Source organism: Frankia sp. BMG5.23 (assembly GCF_000685765.2).
GTDB lineage: Bacteria > Actinomycetota > Actinomycetes > Frankiales > Frankiaceae > Frankia > Frankia casuarinae.
Genome location: NZ_JDWE01000028.1, coordinates 1 through 18,018, shown reverse-complemented (window position 1 = coordinate 18,018; position 18,018 = coordinate 1). Strand labels below are relative to the sequence as shown.

The following is an 18,018-nucleotide window of genomic DNA, read 5'->3' as shown; positions in this document are numbered from 1 at the left end:
GGACTGCGCTGGGCTTGAGCGACGGGCCGAAACGCGACGGGCCAGAACGCGACGGGCCAGAACGCGACGAGACGCGGGAACTGCGTGGAGCCGGTGATGATCGAGGGGTACCGATCGTTCGAGCTGATAGGGCACGGCGGTTTCAGCACGGTCTACCGCGCGGAACAGGAGATATTCGATCGCCGGGCCGCCGTCAAGGTGATGCATTCCGATCTGCGGGATCCCGCGGCCGAGCGTCGTTTCGTGCGCGCATGCAAGGCGACCGGGCGCCCCACCGGACATCCGCGCCAACACGGATACAGCCAGGCATGGGAGTACCTACCGGCTACAGTCGTCACCCTGGACGGACAGAACGAGCCCATTCCGGGGGTACCGGCCTGTTCGGGCTATCTGTAGCCGTTGCGCGAGTACGGCCGGGAACGGGCCCCTCGGTCGAGGCCACGCCGTCGAGGCCATGCTGTCCATCCGGCGGAGTCCAAGGTCCATCCGCCGGTCCGTCCGGCACCCGATGTCGGCCGACCGGAGTGCCACGGTCAGATGCCGACGAGACGACGCGGGGACGGGATGGTCTCGACGACCTCGTCCACGACGTCCTCGGCGATGACGCGGCGCAGTTCCGCCTCGGGGCTCAGCACCAGCCGGTGTGCCAGGACCGGCTTGGCCAGCACCTTGACATCGTCGGGGGTCACGAAGGCCCGTCCCTGCGACGCGGCACGCACCTGGACGGCCCGAAGCAGCGCGATACTGCCCCGTGGGCTCGCCCCCAGGCGGACGACATCCGGCAGCGTGCGGGTCGCGGCGACCAGATCGACGATGTACCGCCGGAGGGCGGGTGCCACATGGATGGCGAGTGTCCGGGCCGCGTGGGCCACCACGTCCTCCGCCCGCATCACCGGTCTCAGATCCTCGATGCGCCGACCCACCTGCCGACCATCGAGGATCTCCAGCTCCGCAGCGAGGGAGGGATATCCCATCCGCAGTCGCATGAGGAACCGGTCCAAGCGGGCCTCGGGCAGGCTGTACGTGCCGTCCAGGTCGATCGGGTTCTGCGTCGCGACGACCATGAAGGGCCGCGGCACCGTATAGCCGGTCCCATCGACGGTGACCCGCCCCTCCTCCATGGCCTCCAGCAGAGCCGACTGCGTCTTCGGCGAGGCGCGGTTGATCCCATCGCCGATGACAAGATTGGTGAACACCGGGCCCGCGCGGAGTCCGAACTCGCCGGCACGCTGGTTGTAGACCATCGTCCCGATGATGTCCGCGGGCAGCAGGTCGGGCGTGAACTGGATGCGATGACAGCCGGCGCCCACCGACGCGGCGAGGCTGCGGGCCAGGGAGGTCTTCCCCAGACCGGGGACATCCTCGACGAGGAGATGGCCGTCGGCGAACATACAGATCGTCGCGAGATCCACCACCTCACGCTTGCCGCGGATGACCTTCTCGACGTTTGCGACCACATCATGGAAGGAGGCTGAGAACGTGGCAACCGCGGACCGGTCGCCAGACGTACTGTCGCGGCCGTCGCCCATGCGGGTCACGCGCTGCCTCCTAGCCCAGTGGTGTCGGGGAACGAGGACCGTCCGAGCGATGCGGACAGCGTGCTCAATCACCGGAATGGGCTCCTCGTGGGTTGATGGAGGCGGACCGTGCCGGGCGAGGGGGCAACCGGCCCGGTCCGCCCACGGGCGGCGGGGGGAACCGCCCGGGTACGGCGGCCCGCGGCGGCCGTCGCCGCCGCAGAGCCGATCCGTTCCGCTGCGATAGACGACGAGCCGACCCGCTTCGTTGTTCCATAACCCGACTGAATTGTCGATCCAGTGATCCTATGACCGGATGGTATCGTCGATCGCTTCGATTCGTGCAGATCTTGCTACTCTCCGTAGAGATCTGGGTGTGACATCACGAAAGGCGGCACGAGGGTCGCAACCTGTCGACCGAGAGAGGCGTCTTACGCGACAAGAACGACAACCCCGCCCAGACGGACCATCCCGAGATGGGCAACATCAGCCCAAGATGCTTATGGCCTGTCCGCGTATTGTTGGGTGATACGTGGAGATGTGGTGAGCGATGTNCCCCTCCTACGGCGCTCACCCGGAGGTGTCTGTGTGGGCGGGGTGGCCCGCCCACACAGACACCGGCACCGCAGCCAGACGGCGTCGGGCCCATGAACGAAAATCGATGGCCAGCCGGTCCAGGCCCCTCAGTTCGACGACGCGGAATCCGACAACGTCGCGCAGGCCGCGGTCGTGCAGGCCGCGGGACCCGGGTCGAAGCCGGCGGTTGCATGGTGAGGACATGGGTGAGGACGAGGTAGGCACCGCTGGGCAGGGCGTCCACGAGGCGGCGGACAATGCCAGGCTTCAGGAACGGTCCGGATGCGGTCGGTGGCGGGCGGCTGGACGGCCGTCGGGCCACCCGGGGCGGTAGGAAAGGAAGTGCGTGCGCACGCGGGCGGTCACCGAGATCCATAAACCCGCGGAGCAAGATCCGTGAACCCGCGGAGGCCCTACGGATAGTGAGGTGCAGAACCCGCGACGCATCATTCGTCACGTTTTGTAGCTTCATCAGAGATACATTAACGCGAAGGAAACACTGATTTACGCCCCAGAAACCCTACCGTGCGAGCCTCCTTCTACGTATCACCCGGCTTCCACCCTCGAGCCGGGCAGGCCAACCGGTAATCTCAGCACGGTGAGGTGATTACAGCTATGCACGACATTGTGACGATAGCCGCCACTATTAACGAGCGTCCCACTCTCGAGGAAACCGACGCGATGCTGGCCGAATTGCGGCGGCTACCACGCGATGGGAAGACCATCGAGCTGATCGATGAACTGCTCGAATTCCGGTCGCTCCTGAAGGCGACGGCCTGAGCTGTACCCCCGGAGCGACCGGAATCGAACGATCGGAACCAGTAATTATCCCGACAACCCGGCGGAGTTTCGTGTTCCGGACGGTGTCGTCGGATCACCCGTCTGTCGGGTTACTGCTGACCCCCGCCGAACGGCTGGCCCTGCTGCTGCTCGCCGCCCAGCCCCGAGGCGAAACGCTCCCCAGCGATTCCTCCACCCTGAACACCCGCGCCTACTCCCGCAAGCTCCAGGAGTCGGTTCTCGACGTACCGCTCGCTGTGGTGCGTCTTGTCCGCGATCCGCTGGACGAGGTCGTTGACGCTCGTCGCAGAGTCAAGGTCCGCCGGGCTCACCTGACCGAACTGGTCAAGGATACGGTAACGAATCTGCCGCCAGTTCTGCCGCAGCTGCTGTTCCACCTGCTGCACCTGCTGCTGTTGAGCCATTTTCCCTCTTTCTCCTCTCGAGCAGAACATCCGGATGCGTGTCGGCCAGCACCGGCCGGCACGGGAGGGACGTTACCGCAGCCGAGTCGGGCGACGTCAAACCCGAGAACCGATATGAATGTATCCTCATGCATCCGACGTCCGGCACCTGCGAGTCGCATTCAGAGCACATCGCTTCGTGCTGGTTGAGAAGATGACCGCAGCAGGGTGGAACTCGCACCAAGGGAACAAAGTGCCGCACTGTACAGGATTCTTGAAATCTCGGTTGAACAACGTTTCAGAGCGGCGGAAATCCTGGACGATGGGCGGGTGGTCATCCGTCCGCATGCCCCTCGGCCTGCCGGCAGGTGCCGGTCCAGAAAAGTCAGTACGTGGACCCCGCCGCCCCGAGAGTTAGACAGACCACCATCAACCCAAACGGACGCTCGCTCAGTGAGCCTCATACCTCATTCGAGTCCCCAGCGGGTGGCGGTGAGGTCGAGGCGGTCCTTGACGAGGTGGCGGCAGGTGCCCTCGACGACGCCGGTCGCGATCGGCCAGCCGTTGGCGAGCGCGGTGTCGTAGCCGAGGTAGGCGGCTTTGGCGGTCAGGTAGGGGGCTTTGGCGGTCAGCCAGTTCCGGGCCAGCTCGGCCGCCTGGCGCTCGCCGACCCGCTGCCCGGTGAACCGCTCCACCGTGGCGACCGGCGCCACCCCGGCCCGCGTCTCCCGTTCGGCGAGCCTGTCCAGACAGGCCTGCAGCAGCGCCCGCTGCACCTCCCTGCCCCGATCGTGGATCAGCTCCTCGAGCGCGTCGGCTGTCGACCCCGCCGCGGCGCTGCCCGCCAGGTCCGCCTCCAGCGCGGAGTACAGTGCACGCGCCGCCGCGAACAACCCCGCCCGCGCGGCTTCCGTCGCTACTCTGCGCCTGGCTCTGGGTGCCAGCCAGCGCCCGATCGGCCTGGGCGCACCACGAACATGGTCCCTCGGCGACAGGCCATCGAGCACAGCATCGAAGTCCGTGCACGACCGGCTCGACACCCCAGGTCAGCGGACGCTCCGGCTCGGCCGGGTCGCCGGTGTTGACCTCCAGGCCGTGGATGAACGCGAACATAGCTCGGCCAGGCTGACAGCCGCGCCACGACGATCGGCCCCTCGGCAATGACCTCGTGCCAGGCCTCCGCATACCGACAGGCAAGATTCTCATCGACGGAGGCAATGACGTCGACCGGTGCCGCCGCGCGGACCGGAGATCCTCCACATAGATCAGGAGGACTATTCAGAACCCTTCAATCAAGATCCTTAGCGGCGCCCTGCCCTACGACAATGCATGATCTAGATCATCTGAGCTGAGAGGCCTGGATAAGCCTCCTCGTAGGTGCCCCTGATCGAGGACAGCACGGCCGGCGAGCGCGGTGACCACCAACGTTCACGAGGTCGGATCCGCATGATCGCGCAGCGGCCGAACTGTGGGAAGCCAGGCACGGTTCAGGGACCGCAGACCGTACTCAGGTCCCCCAAATTCACCGGCCGTCGGCTAGGACAGTTCGGCTAGGACGGTTTAAGTAGGTACGGCGATGGTCCAGGGCAGAGGTGGAGGGGCCGATGCAGGACGGATGGCTGGGACGGCTCACCAGAGCGTTCCCCGACGACCCCGGGCTGATCAACCTCAAGGCGGCCGTCCGGGTTGCCTTCATCGCCCCCACGCTGCTGGCCGTCACCTATCTGGCTGGTGGGGACGTGCGGCTGAGCCTGTTCGCCTGGTTCGGCGCCTACACCCTGCTGGAGTTCATCGACTTCACCGGGCCGACCAAGACCAGGCTGTTGGCCTACGTCGCGTTCGTGCTTATCACCGTCTCGCTCATCGTCATCGGCGCGTTGTGCTCCCGGACACCTTGGCTGGCGGCACCGGTGACCGCGCTGGTCGCCCTGGTCGTGCTGTTTTCCGGGGTCCTCAACGCGTATTTCGCCGCCGCCGGACGGGCCACGCTGATGGCCTTCGTCCTGTCGGTGATGACGCCTGGCCCGGTGTCCGCCATTCCGGAACGGCTCGCCGGCTGGGGGGCCGCCATGGTGGTGGCCGTCACCGCGGCCATGGTGCTGTGGACGGAGCGGCCCCCAACACGGCTGCGTGCCGCGCTGGCCCAGGCGTGTCGGTCGATGGCCGCCGGGGTGGCGTGGACGACCATGCCTTTTCCGCAGTCTGACGGGGCCGGTGCGGACGGGACCGGTGCGGACGGGACCGGGGCGGACGGGACCGGGGCGGACGAAGTTCCCCGGATCTGGACCGACGTGTTCCACCTGCGCCGCAGGTTCGCCGAGACCGCGCACCGGCCCAGCGGTGTCGGCGGGCGCACCGCGGCGCTGGGGTATCTCGTCGTGGACGTCAACTGGCTGGTCCCGTTCGCCGAACCGCGTGCGGACCGGAATCGGATCGCGGCGGCATGCTTCCCCCGCGAAGCTGCCGAGATCCACACCGCCGCCGCTGCCACGCTCGCCGCCGCGGCCGATCGACTCGACCGCGGTCCACGGCCGAGCGAGAGGCTCGGCCTGGACCGTTTGGAGCGGGCTGAGCGGAGGATGCGCACGGCCCTGCTGGACTACCTGGAGGGGCAAGTCAGCCGGCCGGCGCCGGACGCTGACGGGTGGAGCGCCCGATCGGCCCAGAAGATGGATGATCTCGTGGTCGCCGAGTCGGAGCAGCCGCCGGCGGACCTCGCGATCGCCGAGGCGTTCCGGCTGCGCAGGCTGGCCCGGGGGACCCGGGAGCTGGCGACGAACGTGCTGCAGGTGACCGCGCCGGCACCGGCGCTGCGCTCCTGGGTGCGGCCGCGTGGCTGGCCCGCCAGGCTAAGGCGGCTCACCCGGCGAGGCGCCGCCGCCACCGATCTGGCCGCCGGATATGCCAGCATCCGGTCGGTGTGGTTCCGCAACAGCGTCCGCGGCGGCGTGGGGCTCGCCCTCGCTGTCGCCCTGGCCCAGAACACCGAGGTGCAGCACGGCTTCTGGGTCGTGCTGGGTACCCTGTCGGTGCTGCGGTCGAACGTGGTGGCGACCAGCTCGACGATCCTGCGGGACCTGCTGGGCACCGGGATCGGCATTGTGGTGGGTGGCCTGTTCGTCGCCCTGATCGGTACCCACACCGTAGTATCGTGGCCGCTGCTGCCGCTGGCTGTGTTCGTCGCCGGCTACATGCGACGGAAGTCGTTCTTCGCGCTGGGCCAGGCAGGCTTCACCGTTGCCATCCTCATCCTTTTCAACATCGTTGAACCATTAGGCTGGCGGGTGGGGCTGGTCCGCATTCAGGACGTTATGATCGGCTTCGGGGTTAGCCTGGCCGTGGGAGCGCTGCTGTGGCCGCGAGGAGCGGCGGCGGTAATCCGGCACCGTGCCGCCGCGGCCTATCGGATGGGCGCGGCTTTCCTCGCCCTGGTCGTCATGCGGGCACCCGGTGATGACGATCCGCCCAGCGCCCGGCCGCGAACCTCGCCCTGGCTGGACCCGGCCTATACCGACATGTCGGGCCATCCGGACGGCCCCGCGGACACCATCGGTGTGCTCGTGAGCCGGGTCGGCGCCTCCCGAACAGCCGGCGCATCCCAAACAGCCGGCGCATCCCGAACAGAGGACGCCGACACCGCGGGCCCGGACGATGCGGCCCTCCGCCGTCCCAGCCGGGACCAGCAGGTGGCCGCCGCGGCCCGCGATGCCATCCGCGCCGGGCGGCTGCTCGACGACGCGGTCCGTCAGTACCTGTCGGAGCAGCCTGACGGCCGGCTCGACGTCGACGCGCTCATGACCGTCGTCGGCGGGGCGCTGCGGCTGCGCCGGACCGCGCAGCTGCTGCACGCCGGCGACGTGCCCTGGCCGGCCGACATCCTGCGGGCCGGGGGCGGCGTCAACATGATCGCCTCGACCATAGAGATCTCCGCCGCGCTGCCCGATCTGGCCGCAGCCCAGGAAGCGGTCACGGTGGAGACGACCGAGCTGTGCGACTGGTATCTGCGGTTCGCCGAGGCACTCGGCGGCGGCAAGCCTCCGCCGCCGGCAGACCCGAACCCCACTCCCGGCCCGGCCAGCATGGCGGCGCTGGCCGTGGTGCGCCATGGCGCCGCCGCGCACCGACGCCCGGAACTACGCGCCGGCGTGGCGCTCGCAGCACGCGCGACCTATCTCGACATCCTGCGTGGTCTGCAACCGATGCTCACTGACGCGGGCCTGGCGCTCGTTCACCAGGGCCCCGCTGGACGCCGCGGCTGGGCGGCCGACGTACGACCCCGGCGGACTCGCCGGATGCCACGCTGATGAACCCATCCGTTCGCTGACTTCGTTACGGTCGCCCGTCGTGGCGCAGGTGCCCCACCTGCGCCACGACGGCCGATCAGTTCACCTGGGCGTGCCGCCGGCCATCGGCCGCCGGGACGAGCCGGCCGCAGGCCGCCGGGTCGGTCGCCTCCTCGGGCAGGGCCGGATTGAGCTCGCTGCGGCCGGGGCCGTCGTAGCGGCCGTTGTGGCTGAAGTCGACACCGTGCTGTTCGATCACGCCCTCACCGGCCCGCAACTGCGCGGCGACCGCCGGGGTGACCGTGAACGTGCGGTGGTAGGTCGCATTCCCAACCGGGAACCTCGCCACCGCCAGCTCGCTGGCCGGGCTGGTGTCGCCGGACGTGGTCAGCGACACCGCGACCGGGCCACGCCACGGGTTGCCGTCAACGGTCCGGAAGTGGCCGTGGACGCCGGTGCCGGTCACGTTCGGCGGTGGACAGACGTGGCGGCCACCGATATGGATGTGCTGCGCGTGCGGCAGAGCCGGCGCCAGCCCGCGACTGAAGATCGAGATGGTGAGTTGGTCGCCCCGCAGGATCGCGGTAGCGGTGCTGCGGGCGCCGGAATGGTTCAACGGCATGAGTGTCGCTTGAAGGAAGGTCTCCGCGGCGCCGGAGCCGGGTGTCGGCCCGCCGCGGCCACCGTCGGCGGCCGCGGGTGTCGCGGCAAGCGCCGACAAGACCCCCAGCCCGACGGCAGGCAGCAGCACCTTTCGAATCAACTGACTACTCACAGTCATGAAGTCATAGAAGGACGTGGGCCCGGACGCGTCAAATCGACCGACCGAAACCTGCGGGGTGCCAGAACTGGGTCATCGGCGTTGATCTAGGCTTTTAGGCGGCCCGTTCGTATTCGTTGATCAAGCCGCCGAGGGCGGGGCGACGTGTGGTCCTTTTCTTGGTCAGATCAGCAACGGGATGGTCGGGCCGTGGTGGCTGAAGATCGCGACTACGGTGGGGCGTCGTTCGCTGTAGCGGGCCGCGTAGGCGTCCGCCTGGGAGTTCGGGGCGGGATCGCGACCGCGGTGATGCCGGCGTCGGCGAGGACCGCGTCGGCGAGGACCGCGTCGGCGAGGACCGCGTCGGCGAGGACCGCGTCGGCGAGGACCGCGTCGAACGATGCGGTGAGTCGAACGATGCGGTGAACTGTCCCGCCCGGTCACGGATCAGGAACGGACTTCGGGTGGATGCGGCGCAGCACTGCGACCTCGTGCCGCAGCACGAGCAACTCGATGTCCTTGGATGCCGACGACCGGCCGAGCAGCACCAGCCAGCCCCACACACCCGAACGAAGATCAGACAGAACAGATAGAACAGCCACACCGACGCAGGTGACCATGATGCCGGCAGCCGCGCCGCACATCGTCCCAGCTCACAGGCCCAAGCCGACTTCTGGCGCCCCACAGGCCGGCCGAGAGTACATGTCCCAACAGTTGATCCGCCGCTATTTGCGATGATATACCCTAAAATCGGTAGCCGAGGGTGGCCCACAGGCCACACTCCGACTGGATCTTCCTGCTTCGCCGGGTTCGCCCGGCCGAGCCAGCGTAAGGAGAGACGTGGCTGAGCAGCACAATGGCACCGGGAACTCGACGGGCCATTCGAAGATCGACACGACGACGCCGCATTCAGCTCGGATCTGGAACTACTGGATGGGCGGCAAGGACAACTACCCGGTGGACCGCGAGGCCGGCGACGCCTACATCAAGGTGTTCCCGGGGATCGTCACCCTGGCCAAGGAGTCCCGGCGGTTCCTCATCCGGGCTGTGGCCCACCTCGCCGGCGAGAGGGGCGTCCACCAGTTCCTCGACATCGGCACTGGCCTGCCGACGATGCAGAACACCCATGAAGTCGCCCAGCGCATCGCACCCGAGTCCCGCATCGTGTACGTCGACAATGACCCGCTGGTACTAGTACACGCCCGCGCCCTGCTGGTCAACACCACGCCGGAAGGTGTGACAACCTATCTCGACGCTGATCTCCACGATCCGGACCGGATCATTGCTGGTGCCAAGAACGTACTGAACTTCAACGAGCCGATCGTCGTCATGTTCATGGGGATCCTGGGGCACGTCGCCGACTTTGATGAGGCGCGGGCGATCGTGGCGCGGGTGGTGGCCGCCGTCCCGTCCGGCAGCTATCTACTGCTGTGGGACAGCACCAACACCAGCGAGGGCTTCGACGAAGCCCAGCAGGGCTATGACGACACGGGCGCGGTCCCCTACATCCTGCGCAGTCCGGATCAGGTTGCCCGTTTCTTCGACGGTCTGGAACTTCTAGAGCCGGGTGTGGTGTCGATCTCGCAGTGGCAGCCGGACGGCGCCGAGGGCTTTGCCGCAGTGGATGGATACGGCGCCGTGGCCCGTAAGCCGTAGAATTGGATGATCTAACTTTTGAAGGTTTCGCGCGGCCCTACCTACCGATAACGGGGAAGTAACGCAACACGCCCGGGTCCCATCCCTATGTACTCCTCCGGGAGAAACGGCCGCCGCGCGTGCCGTTGCCCGCGTGGGATGGCGCCGACGGCGGGTCGTACGACCTCGTGGCCGCCCTCGCCGGCCGGCGCTGCGCGGGTACGCCGCCAGCGGTTTCGCGGCGCCGATCCAGGTGCACCAGCGCAGGGAGGACGACCGCTCGCACCACGAATGCGTCGAGCGCCACACCGACCGCCAGACCCACCCCGAGCAGCTTCAGCGTGCGGGACGGCTGCGCCACGACCACCGACAACGCCAGGATCATGATGAGGTTCATGGTGAGGACGACGTGCCCCACGTCGGCATGGCCGCGGCTGACCGCGTCGCCTTCGAGCGCCCGCCAGCCTGGCGCATCGGTTTCGCGCAGTCTGCTCAGCAGGCTCAGGTTCATGCCCGGGGATAGGCCGAACCCGACGACCAGCACGAAGACCAGGATGAACGGTTCGATCGGACCGGCCTGGAGGCCCAGTTTCCCGGCGAAACGGTCCTGCTGGAAGACCGTCGCCAGGACACCGACCGTCGCAAGGCCGCACGACAGCTCCGAAACGGCGAGCACGGCGGCGGTGACGCGCGAGGACGCCGTGAGGAAGGTCAGCGCGCCCACCGCGAGCAGGACCACGAACGCGAACATCGGCAGCGCGTCGCGGAAGTCCGCGGCCATGTCGGCGAACAACGCCGCCTGCCCGCCCACGTAAGCGCGGCTCACGGTGGGCCGCAGTACCGCCGGCAGGACGTCGTTGCGCAGTCGGTGCACCAGATCGTAGGAGTCCGTCGACCGGGGCCCCGCCTGCGGCAGTACCTGGATCAGGGCCAGGCCCGACTCGGGACTGTCGAACGAAACGTATGCGTGTTTGACCCCCGGCGTCGTGTTGAGGGCGGCGACGACGTCGGTCACGGCGACGGTCCGGCTGCCCTCCCCCCGGTCGACGACGACGAGCATCGGCCCGTTGAGACCGCTGAAGAAGTCGCGGCTGACCACGTCATACGCGCGTCGCGCGGTGGCCGACGTGGGCTCCGCGCCCGCGTCGGCGCCACCGAGCCGCAGGGTTACCACCGGTGCCGCCATGGCGACAAGCAGCACACACGCCACGGCCACGGCGACAGCCGGGTGGCGCCCCACCTGCCTGGCCCACCACGATCGCACGCCCGGCCGGTGCGGTAGGCCACGACCCGTCGTGGTCAGGGAATGCCGTCCGACCCAGCCCAGCATCCGGGTGCCGCCGAGGACGAGCAGCGCTGGCAACAGCGTGAGGGTGACCAGGGCGCTGAGCACCCCGGCCACCCCGGCCGCGAGGGCGACTCCCGTGAATGGGCCCAGGTCCAGCAGGAGCACGCCGGTCATCGCCACGCTCAGGCACACGCCACCGGAGGCCAGGGCGGCGACCGACTTCACCATCGCCTCGGTGGCCGCGTCGACCGGGCCCACACCCCGTGCCAACGCGGTCTGCGCCCGGTACACGACCAGGACGGACCCGCCCAGGCTGACCCCGAGGGCGATCATGCCGCCAAGCAGAGCGGCGAAGGGAGTAGTCAGGACATGGTGGGACAGTACTGTCGTGACGGCCACGGTGGTGACGGTGGCCATGGCCGCGACGACAGCGGCGATCATGGCGGCCACCCTCGAACGCAGGGTCAGGCACAAGACCGCCAGCGCGACGGCGAGAGCGGCCAGCAGCGGTCGGATCGGGACGCCGGCCGAGGTGAGCGCGGTCGCGCCCGGTCCGCCCAGCTCCACCTGAAGCTCGGGACCGCCGTAGGACCGGGCCGTGGCCGAGACCCGTTTGATCGCGCCGAGGTCGAGTTCGAGCGCCGACGCTTTCATGATTACCGGAGCCACCGCCGTGCGCCCGTCGGCACTGACCGGTGACACACCCAGCACCATCCTGCCTAGTGGTCCGAACGGGTCGGCGACGGTGAGTACCCCCGGCAGCTTCCCGACATCGGCGAGCAGCTCCTCGACCTGTCGGTGCACCAGCGGGTCCGCCAGCGTGCCGCGCCTGGCGTGCAGCACGATCTGTTCGGTGTCCGGCAGGACGCCGCCCGGAATCACCTTGCGCGCCAGATTCATTGCCCGCTGCGACTCGGAACCGGGAACCGTCACATCGTGGCTGTATTGCGCGTGACCCGCGATCACGAAGAACACCGCGGGCAGGAGGAGCACCGCCCACATGCCGACCGCGATCCAGCGACGGCGGGCACACAGACGTGCGACGCCTGTCAACGCAACGATCAGCATGGTTGGCCCTTCGCTATTTTGGACAACCTATCTCGCGGACAAGCAACGTCAATCACTCTTTGGTGGGGCTCTTTGGTGGAGCTCGTCGTCCGATAATTCTGGAGACGATTCACGGGAGACGGCACTTTACGGCGTTCCCGCACGCCTGGCCTCGTGCTCGACCGTACCGCCACGAACTGCCCGACAACCGCTGTGACAAAATTTGTTCACCGATTCCGGCACCACATTTTTCGGTGGCAAGAATGTGGACGGCGGTATCGGTGCCGCTCGGGGTACCCCGATGGCGGCGCTGACCGGGTCGACTGGGTCGACCGGGCCGAGCTGGAGCTCCTCGCCCGCTTCACGATCGAGGAGCGGGTGCCGACACGTCGACCGGTTGTAGGTGCTCGCCGGGTTCGCGCCGGGCAACCGGCGGGGCACGCCACGGGTACCCTTTTGATCTTGCCGGGCCGGCGGCGAACCGGCCGGTGGCCTCAGCGTCTCAGTGCGGCGGTCGGGTATCGTGAGATCGCCCGCCGGCGTGGCGCAATTGGTAGCGCACTCGACTTGTAATCGAGCGGTTAGGGGTTCGAGTCCCCTCGCCGGCTCCAGACAGATGGTCTCTGACCTGCGGTTTTGCGAAATCGAAGATCATCTATTCAAGATCGAAATGGGTTTGTGTGCGCATTGTGTGCGCATTCGGCAATTGTGTGCAGGGAACGATCATGAACGGGGTGTCCTCTCCGGGCGCCTGGGCCGGGACCTGCGGTCGCGACACCGCCCCCGAAGTGGTTACGCTCCGTCACAGTTGGCGGATTTGGGTTGCGGGGTGGGCTGTGGCGAGAGTGGTGCGCGTCGGCTGACGGCGGCGGGTCCGCTATCCCGCCCCGTGGTTACTGTGGGTTAGGCTCGGGCGTTCGCGGCGAGTCTGGGGTCGGTGGTGGCCGCGGAACGCGGCGTGATGGGATCGGCGGGGGTCTGTTGCGTTGCGGGTTGGCAGGGCATGGTTGACTCTGTCGAGCGGGTGATCAGATCGCGAGGGTGAGCTCGGTGAACGCGGCTGTCAGCCGTGCGTGCGGGTCGGTGTCGATCCCGAGTTCGTAGTGGCCGCGGCGGATGTTCTGGACCAGAGCGCATGGCCTGCGCTGATCGTCTGGACGGAACGTAGGCGTTTCAGGCCGCGCATGGGCCGGAGCCGGGCTTTCAGGCGGCCGTGGTCGGCTTCGGTCCGGTTGTTCTGTCAAGCGCCGGGTTTGGTGGAGACTGAGTTGTCACGCGCCGGCGGGCTGCCGGGCGTCCTGCTGGTCTGTCTGTCTGGCCGCCCAGGCGGCCTCGTACTCGGCAGGCGGGACCAGGCCGATCTCGCCGTGTAGCCGACGGTGGTTGTACCAGTCGATGTACTCGGCGACCGCAAGCTCAAGATCGGAGTGGCCTGTCCACGGCCCCCTGTTACGGATCAGTTCGGCCTTGAACAGCGAGTTGAACGCCTCGGCCATCGCGTTGTCATAGGAATCACCGGCGGAACCGACCGAGGCGACCGCCTCCACCTCGCCGAGCGCCTCCGTATACTTGATAGAGATATACTGCGAACCCCTGTCGGAATGGTGGATGAGTTTCGCCAGGTCGGCACCTGCTCGTTGACGTGTCCAGATCGCCATGTTCAGCGCGTCGACCGCGAGTTCCTTGTAGAGGTGAGTGGACAGTTGCCAACCGACGATTCTTCGGGAGAAGACGTCGAGGACGAATGCCGCGTAGACCCAGCCGGAGAATGTACGGATGTAGGTGATGTCGGCGACCCACAGATTGTTCGGCGCCGGAGCGGCGAACTTGCGTCTGACCAGGTCAGGGCGGGTGTCCGGCCCCTGGGCCCGCACGGTCGTCCGCGGCACGCGCAGCCGTGACACGCCCCGCAGGCCGGCCTGGCGCATGAGACGAGCGACCGTGCAGCGGGCGATGCGCCGGCCGCCGACCCCACCCTCGCGACCGAGTTGCGCGTACACCTTCCGCACACCGTAGACACCGTAATTCTCGGTATGTACCCGCTCGATCTCCTTCAACGTCTCGGCGTCGGTGACCGCTCGCCGTGACGGCGGCCGTTTCTTCGACGCGTAGTAAGTGCTTGGGGCGATCTGGACACCGGTGTCCTTGAGCACGGCGCAGATCGGCTCGACCCCGAACTGTTCCTTATGCCTGTCGATGTAGTCGACGACTACCGGCGCGGGCGGTCGAGCTCCGCCGCGAAAAAAGCCGACGCCGACTTCAAAATCTCGTTCGCCCGCCGCAACTCACGGTTCTCCCGCTCCAACTGGGCGAGCCGTTCGGCCACCTCACTCGGCACCCCCGGCCTCGTGCCTGCGTCGACCTCGGCCTTCGCGACCCACACCCGCAGCGTCTCCGGCGAGACCCCCAGTTGCGCACCGATCCGCTGGCACGCGCCCTTCGCGCTCGTCCCCGGCTCGGCCCTGGCGTCCAGCACCAGCCGGATCGCCCGCTCCCGCAGCTCATCGGGGTACTTCCTCGGCGCGCCCATGTCGTCCGCTTCCTCCTGGTTTGGCTGTCTCCATCAAACCCGGTGCGAGACAGTCGAAGACGACCCGTCCGGCCCGCGGCGCGAGGAAGTGCTCCAGGTAGGGCACCGAGCTTCCGCCGTGCACCCGGGTGTAATTGCTGCGGGTGGCCTGGACGGTGGGTGAGATCTGCAGCCCGTTGATGTTGCCCGGCTCCATCTTCGCCTGCATCAGGCAGTGCGGCACCCCGGCGAAGCTCTTGACCAGGATTCCGAGTATGCCGATCTCTGGCTGCAGGATGATCGGCTGGCTCCAGGTCGGCACCTCGCGGTGGTCCGTGGCGACCTCTATCCCCTCGATCGAGAAGAACTTCCCCGAACGATGCGAGAGATTCCCTGAATCACTGTCGAAGCCCCATCCGTCAAGCTGGTCGAGCGCGACGACGGATATCTGGTAGGTGTTCGCTTCAGCTCTCTGCTTGAACCATTCGTGGAAATCTGACAGCTGCTGGAACACGGGTCTTTCTCCCATCGTCGACTTGATGCCTACGGATGGCAGGGCACATGTCGGGCGCTCGTCAGTCGAGGCCCAGTCTGGCCGGAGCGGCTTGAAGAGCCGCGGAGACCCGCTCAAGAACCACTAAACCCGGTGCGTCGGGTGGCTGCGTGCGCCGGTGCGCGGCGGTGGGTGATGCCGCCGCGGGGCCGTCCCGGTGGTTCCGGCGTGCTGCCCAATCAAACGTCAAGCGTTCCTCCAGCGGTGTTTCGCAGAATACGGCAGAGCGGGCCGCGCCAGGAGCGGCCGGCGCCTGTGAATCCAGCGGATGGGGTCGCCGTGTACGAGGACAACCGAGCTGTCGAGATGTATGACGTCCTTTACCGCAGCCGGAAGGACTACGCGGCGGAGGCCCGGCGGGTCGCCGAGCTGGTCCGGACCCGCACGCCCGACGCACGCAGCCTGCTCGATGTGGCCTGCGGCACCGGAAACCACCTGGAGCACTTCGCGACGCTCTTCGCCGACGTAGCGGGGACCGACCTGTCGAAGCCGATGCTCTCGGTCGCCGGCCGGCGGCTCCCCGGCCGGCCGCTGCTGCAGGCCGACATGCGTAGCCTGTGGGTTGGCCGGACCTTCGACGCGGTCGTCTGCATGTTCAGCTCCATCGGCTATCTGCGCACTTTCGAGGACCTGGCGGCCGCGCTGCGCTGCATGGCCTCGCACCTGTCGCCGGACGGCACCGTCGTCATCGAGCCGTGGTATTTTCCGGACACGTTTCTGGATGGTTATGTCGCGGCGCACGCGGTGTCCGAGGGAAACCGGGCGATAACCCGTGTCTCCCACTCGACCCGCGTGGGTGACCAGACCCGCATGGAACTGCACTACCTGCTGGCCGGCGCCGACGGTGTCAGCCATATCAAGGAGATCGACCTGCTGACCCTGTTCACCCGGGGCCAGTACGAGGAGGCGTTCGCCCAGGCGGACCTCAAGGCGGAGCTCATCGCCGTCGACGGTGGACCCGGGCTGTTCGTCGGCATTAGGGTCTGACTGATTCGACGCGGACGATAGCACTGATAGAAAGGCGAGAAGATGACGGTGTCCTCGGAGCTCCTCACCTCCGTTCCTTCGGCCGAGATCTATCACGAGATCCTGCAGTTCTACGCGGCGCAGATGAGCCTGCTGGACGGCGCCGACCCTGACCCGGACGGCTGGGTGCGCACGTTCACGGCCGACGCCGTCCTGGACTCGAACCTGCAGGACGCGCCGGATATAGGGCATGTGGCCATCCTTGGCTCGCTTCGGGATGGCGTAGCGCGTATCCATGCCGCCGGTCCGCTCGATATCCGGCACTGGCTCGGGATGCTCGACGTGCGGTGGCAGCCGGACGGCAGCGTACGCGCGCGCAGCTACGCTTTTCCGACCGTCACTCCGTATGGCGGCCCCTTGGCATTGCGCGGCCACGTGCGTTGCTTCGATCACCTCGTGCGCGGAGTGGACGGCTGGCGGGTCTGTCATCGCTATCTGGCGGCGGATAGTGAACCCCGGTGAGGTCCGCCGCCGGCCCTGGCCTGATGTCGGCGGCCGGACGGGGTCCACCTCCGGTGGGCGTCGTCCCGGAGCGGCCGTGCGCACATCCTTCCCGAGGTGCCGGGGGCGCTCCCGGCGGGTTTTCAAACGGAGCAAATCGCTCCGTCGGAGCCTATAACGGAGCGGATTACTCCGCAAGGGATAGGATGCCGACATGGCCGGGCGCCCGACGCGTGCCCCGCGGCATGCGGAGGCGGAGCGCAACGACAGGGCGCTGCTCGATGCGGCTCGCCAGGTTCTGGCGGCTGACGGAGCCCATGCGTCGGTCGCCGCGATCGCTGCCCGCGCCGGCGTCGGGATCGGCAGTCTCTACCGGCGTTACCGCACCAAGGAAGAGCTGTTCCAACGGCTGTCGATGCTGTCGCTCGAAAGCTGGAACGCGGCCGCCGAGAGCGCCCTCGCCATCGACGACCCCTGGACGGGGCTGGCGGAGTTCGTCCGTGGCCGTATCGAGTTCGGCCAGGGCTCGCTCGCGCCGATCGCCGGCACCATCGAGGTGACCGAGCAGATGCAGGCCGCGGCGGACCTCGGCGACGAGCTGCTCGGTGCGCTGGTGGAGCGTGCCCGTCAGGCCGGGGTCCTACGGGGCGACGTATCCCATTTCGACGTCTCGCTGCTGATCGAGCAGCTCGGCCGGTCGCACCTGCTGGAGCAGGTCCGCGGGCTCGCCCGTGACGATCTGTTCGCGGCGGCGGCCCAGGCCCGGGCCCGCATCATCGCGATCGCGCTGGACGGGCTGCGTGCCGAGAACGGTCCGGCCCGAGCATCGCTGCCCGGTAGCCCGCCGACCAGCCTGCTCTTCGACGAGCGCTGGGTACGCCGGCCGGCGTCCGGCGATGACGGTGACGATGCTCTCGACTGACCCACCAGCTCGTTCTCCGCATCGTCCGCCCGCGCTCGACCGAGCTTTCATCGGATGGGTCTGTTGCATTGCGGGATGGCAGGGCATGGTTGACCCTGTCGAGTGTGTGATCAGATCGCGAGGGTGAGCTCGGTGAACGCGGCTGTCAGCCGTGCGTGCGGGTCGGTGTCGGTCCCGAGTTCGTAGTGGCCGCGGCGGATGTTCTGGACCAACGCATGACCTGCGCTGATCGTCTGGGCGGAACGCAGCCGTTTCAGTCCGCGCATCGGGCGGAGCC

General features: G+C 67.9%; 14 protein-coding genes, 1 tRNA gene, 3 pseudogenes and 1 other annotated feature. Of the genes and pseudogenes, 8 read left to right on the top strand and 10 right to left on the bottom strand.

Annotated elements, in window-relative coordinates:
• Nucleotides 1-84 precede the first annotated feature (84 nt).
• Complete coding sequence (locus tag BMG523DRAFT_RS26520) at nucleotides 85-396, top strand: hypothetical protein (RefSeq protein WP_035732692.1); 312 nt, start codon at nucleotides 85-87, stop codon at nucleotides 394-396.
• 137 nt (nucleotides 397-533) lie between these two features.
• Here BMG523DRAFT_RS26520 and BMG523DRAFT_RS13860 read toward each other — a convergent pair whose 3' ends face one another.
• Nucleotides 534-1,529, bottom strand: a complete 996-nt coding sequence (locus BMG523DRAFT_RS13860; protein ID WP_043591344.1) for a MoxR family ATPase — start codon at nucleotides 1,527-1,529, stop codon at nucleotides 534-536.
• Nucleotides 1,530-2,708: 1,179 nt separating this feature from the next.
• On the opposite strand from BMG523DRAFT_RS13860, the gene BMG523DRAFT_RS25695 reads away from it, so the two are divergent.
• Nucleotides 2,709-2,873, top strand: coding sequence for a hypothetical protein (locus BMG523DRAFT_RS25695; protein ID WP_023841005.1), 165 nt, complete (start codon nucleotides 2,709-2,711; stop codon nucleotides 2,871-2,873).
• A gap of 110 nt (nucleotides 2,874-2,983) precedes the next feature.
• Here BMG523DRAFT_RS25695 and BMG523DRAFT_RS13855 read toward each other — a convergent pair whose 3' ends face one another.
• Together BMG523DRAFT_RS13855 and BMG523DRAFT_RS13850 are read right to left on the bottom strand one after the other, a co-directional pair.
• On the bottom strand, nucleotides 2,984-3,298 hold the full coding sequence (locus tag BMG523DRAFT_RS13855; protein ID WP_043591342.1) for a hypothetical protein: 315 nt from the start codon (nucleotides 3,296-3,298) through the stop codon (nucleotides 2,984-2,986).
• Nucleotides 3,299-3,744: 446 nt separating this feature from the next.
• A complete protein-coding gene (locus BMG523DRAFT_RS13850) occupies nucleotides 3,745-4,170 on the bottom strand; it encodes a hypothetical protein (protein ID WP_043591341.1) in 426 nt (141 codons plus the stop codon).
• A gap of 711 nt (nucleotides 4,171-4,881) precedes the next feature.
• Here BMG523DRAFT_RS13850 and BMG523DRAFT_RS13845 point away from each other — a divergent pair.
• The gene (locus tag BMG523DRAFT_RS13845; protein WP_043591339.1) at nucleotides 4,882-7,581 is read left to right on the top strand and encodes an FUSC family protein; all 2,700 of its coding nucleotides are present in this window, start codon (nucleotides 4,882-4,884) and stop codon (nucleotides 7,579-7,581) included.
• A gap of 76 nt (nucleotides 7,582-7,657) precedes the next feature.
• On the opposite strand, the gene BMG523DRAFT_RS13840 is transcribed toward BMG523DRAFT_RS13845, so the two are convergent.
• Entirely contained in the window at nucleotides 7,658-8,311 is a 654-nt protein-coding gene (locus BMG523DRAFT_RS13840; RefSeq protein WP_235463145.1) for a hypothetical protein, read from the bottom strand.
• A 449-nt stretch (nucleotides 8,312-8,760) separates the two neighbouring features.
• Nucleotides 8,761-8,964, bottom strand: coding sequence for a hypothetical protein (locus BMG523DRAFT_RS27375; RefSeq protein WP_241883117.1), 204 nt, complete (start codon nucleotides 8,962-8,964; stop codon nucleotides 8,761-8,763).
• Between the two features lie 196 nt (nucleotides 8,965-9,160).
• On the opposite strand from BMG523DRAFT_RS27375, the gene BMG523DRAFT_RS13835 reads away from it, so the two are divergent.
• Nucleotides 9,161-9,976 (top strand): SAM-dependent methyltransferase, encoded by an 816-nt coding sequence (locus tag BMG523DRAFT_RS13835; RefSeq protein ID WP_043591334.1) that lies wholly within the window; start codon nucleotides 9,161-9,163, stop codon nucleotides 9,974-9,976.
• An 85-nt stretch (nucleotides 9,977-10,061) separates the two neighbouring features.
• Here the strand turns inward: BMG523DRAFT_RS13835 and BMG523DRAFT_RS13830 are convergent, their stop codons facing one another.
• The gene (locus tag BMG523DRAFT_RS13830) at nucleotides 10,062-12,311 is read right to left on the bottom strand and encodes an MMPL family transporter (protein ID WP_011438445.1); all 2,250 of its coding nucleotides are present in this window, start codon (nucleotides 12,309-12,311) and stop codon (nucleotides 10,062-10,064) included.
• 514 nt (nucleotides 12,312-12,825) lie between these two features.
• Here BMG523DRAFT_RS13830 and BMG523DRAFT_RS13825 point away from each other — a divergent pair.
• Nucleotides 12,826-12,901: transfer RNA gene (locus tag BMG523DRAFT_RS13825), tRNA-Thr, on the top strand.
• A gap of 417 nt (nucleotides 12,902-13,318) precedes the next feature.
• Here the strand turns inward: BMG523DRAFT_RS13825 and BMG523DRAFT_RS23175 are convergent.
• The 3 genes and pseudogenes from BMG523DRAFT_RS23175 to BMG523DRAFT_RS13810 all read right to left on the bottom strand — a co-directional run.
• A pseudogene (locus tag BMG523DRAFT_RS23175) lies at nucleotides 13,319-13,530 on the bottom strand (DDE-type integrase/transposase/recombinase); the annotation flags it as partial.
• Nucleotides 13,531-13,561: 31 nt separating this feature from the next.
• A protein-coding gene (locus tag BMG523DRAFT_RS13820; RefSeq protein ID WP_152987852.1) for an IS3 family transposase occupies nucleotides 13,562-14,820 on the bottom strand; the annotation gives its coding sequence in 2 pieces (ribosomal slippage) (nucleotides 13,562-14,532 and nucleotides 14,532-14,820; 1,260 coding nt in all).
• Nucleotides 14,411-14,539: a sequence feature (AL1L pseudoknot), on the bottom strand. Its footprint overlaps the gene before it by 129 nt.
• 46 nt (nucleotides 14,821-14,866) lie before the next feature.
• Nucleotides 14,867-15,328: pseudogene (locus tag BMG523DRAFT_RS13810) on the bottom strand (NDP-hexose 2,3-dehydratase family protein); the annotation flags it as partial.
• A gap of 279 nt (nucleotides 15,329-15,607) precedes the next feature.
• Between BMG523DRAFT_RS13810 and BMG523DRAFT_RS13805 the strand changes: the two are divergent.
• The 3 genes from BMG523DRAFT_RS13805 to BMG523DRAFT_RS13795 all read left to right on the top strand — a co-directional run bounded on the left by BMG523DRAFT_RS13805 (nucleotide 15,608) and on the right by BMG523DRAFT_RS13795 (nucleotide 17,741).
• Nucleotides 15,608-16,339: a class I SAM-dependent methyltransferase gene (locus BMG523DRAFT_RS13805; RefSeq protein ID WP_011438498.1), complete on the top strand. Its 732-nt coding sequence runs from the start codon at nucleotides 15,608-15,610 to the stop codon at nucleotides 16,337-16,339.
• 48 nt (nucleotides 16,340-16,387) lie between these two features.
• Complete coding sequence (locus tag BMG523DRAFT_RS13800) at nucleotides 16,388-16,840, top strand: nuclear transport factor 2 family protein (RefSeq protein ID WP_051569490.1); 453 nt, start codon at nucleotides 16,388-16,390, stop codon at nucleotides 16,838-16,840.
• Between the two features lie 193 nt (nucleotides 16,841-17,033).
• Entirely contained in the window at nucleotides 17,034-17,741 is a 708-nt protein-coding gene (locus tag BMG523DRAFT_RS13795; RefSeq protein ID WP_011438500.1) for a TetR/AcrR family transcriptional regulator, read from the top strand.
• A 110-nt stretch (nucleotides 17,742-17,851) separates the two neighbouring features.
• On the opposite strand, the pseudogene BMG523DRAFT_RS23170 reads toward BMG523DRAFT_RS13795, so the two are convergent.
• A pseudogene (locus BMG523DRAFT_RS23170) lies at nucleotides 17,852-18,018 on the bottom strand (IS6 family transposase); the annotation flags it as partial.

Bases quoted from the DNA above. Each gene is read 5' to 3' on its own strand.
- BMG523DRAFT_RS13845 (WP_043591339.1), top strand. From the start codon at position 4,882: ATGCAGGACGGATGGCTGGGACGGCTCACCAGAGCGTTCCCCGACGAC.
- BMG523DRAFT_RS25695 (WP_023841005.1), top strand. From the start codon at position 2,709: ATGCACGACATTGTGACGATAGCCGCCACTATTAACGAGCGTCCCACT.
- BMG523DRAFT_RS13795 (WP_011438500.1), top strand. From the start codon at position 17,034: ATGGCCGGGCGCCCGACGCGTGCCCCGCGGCATGCGGAGGCGGAGCGC.
- BMG523DRAFT_RS13860 (WP_043591344.1), bottom strand. From the start codon at position 1,529: ATGGGCGACGGCCGCGACAGTACGTCTGGCGACCGGTCCGCGGTTGCC.
- BMG523DRAFT_RS27375 (WP_241883117.1), bottom strand. From the start codon at position 8,964: ATGTGCGGCGCGGCTGCCGGCATCATGGTCACCTGCGTCGGTGTGGCT.
- BMG523DRAFT_RS13830 (WP_011438445.1), bottom strand. From the start codon at position 12,311: ATGCTGATCGTTGCGTTGACAGGCGTCGCACGTCTGTGTGCCCGCCGT.
- BMG523DRAFT_RS13855 (WP_043591342.1), bottom strand. From the start codon at position 3,298: ATGGCTCAACAGCAGCAGGTGCAGCAGGTGGAACAGCAGCTGCGGCAG.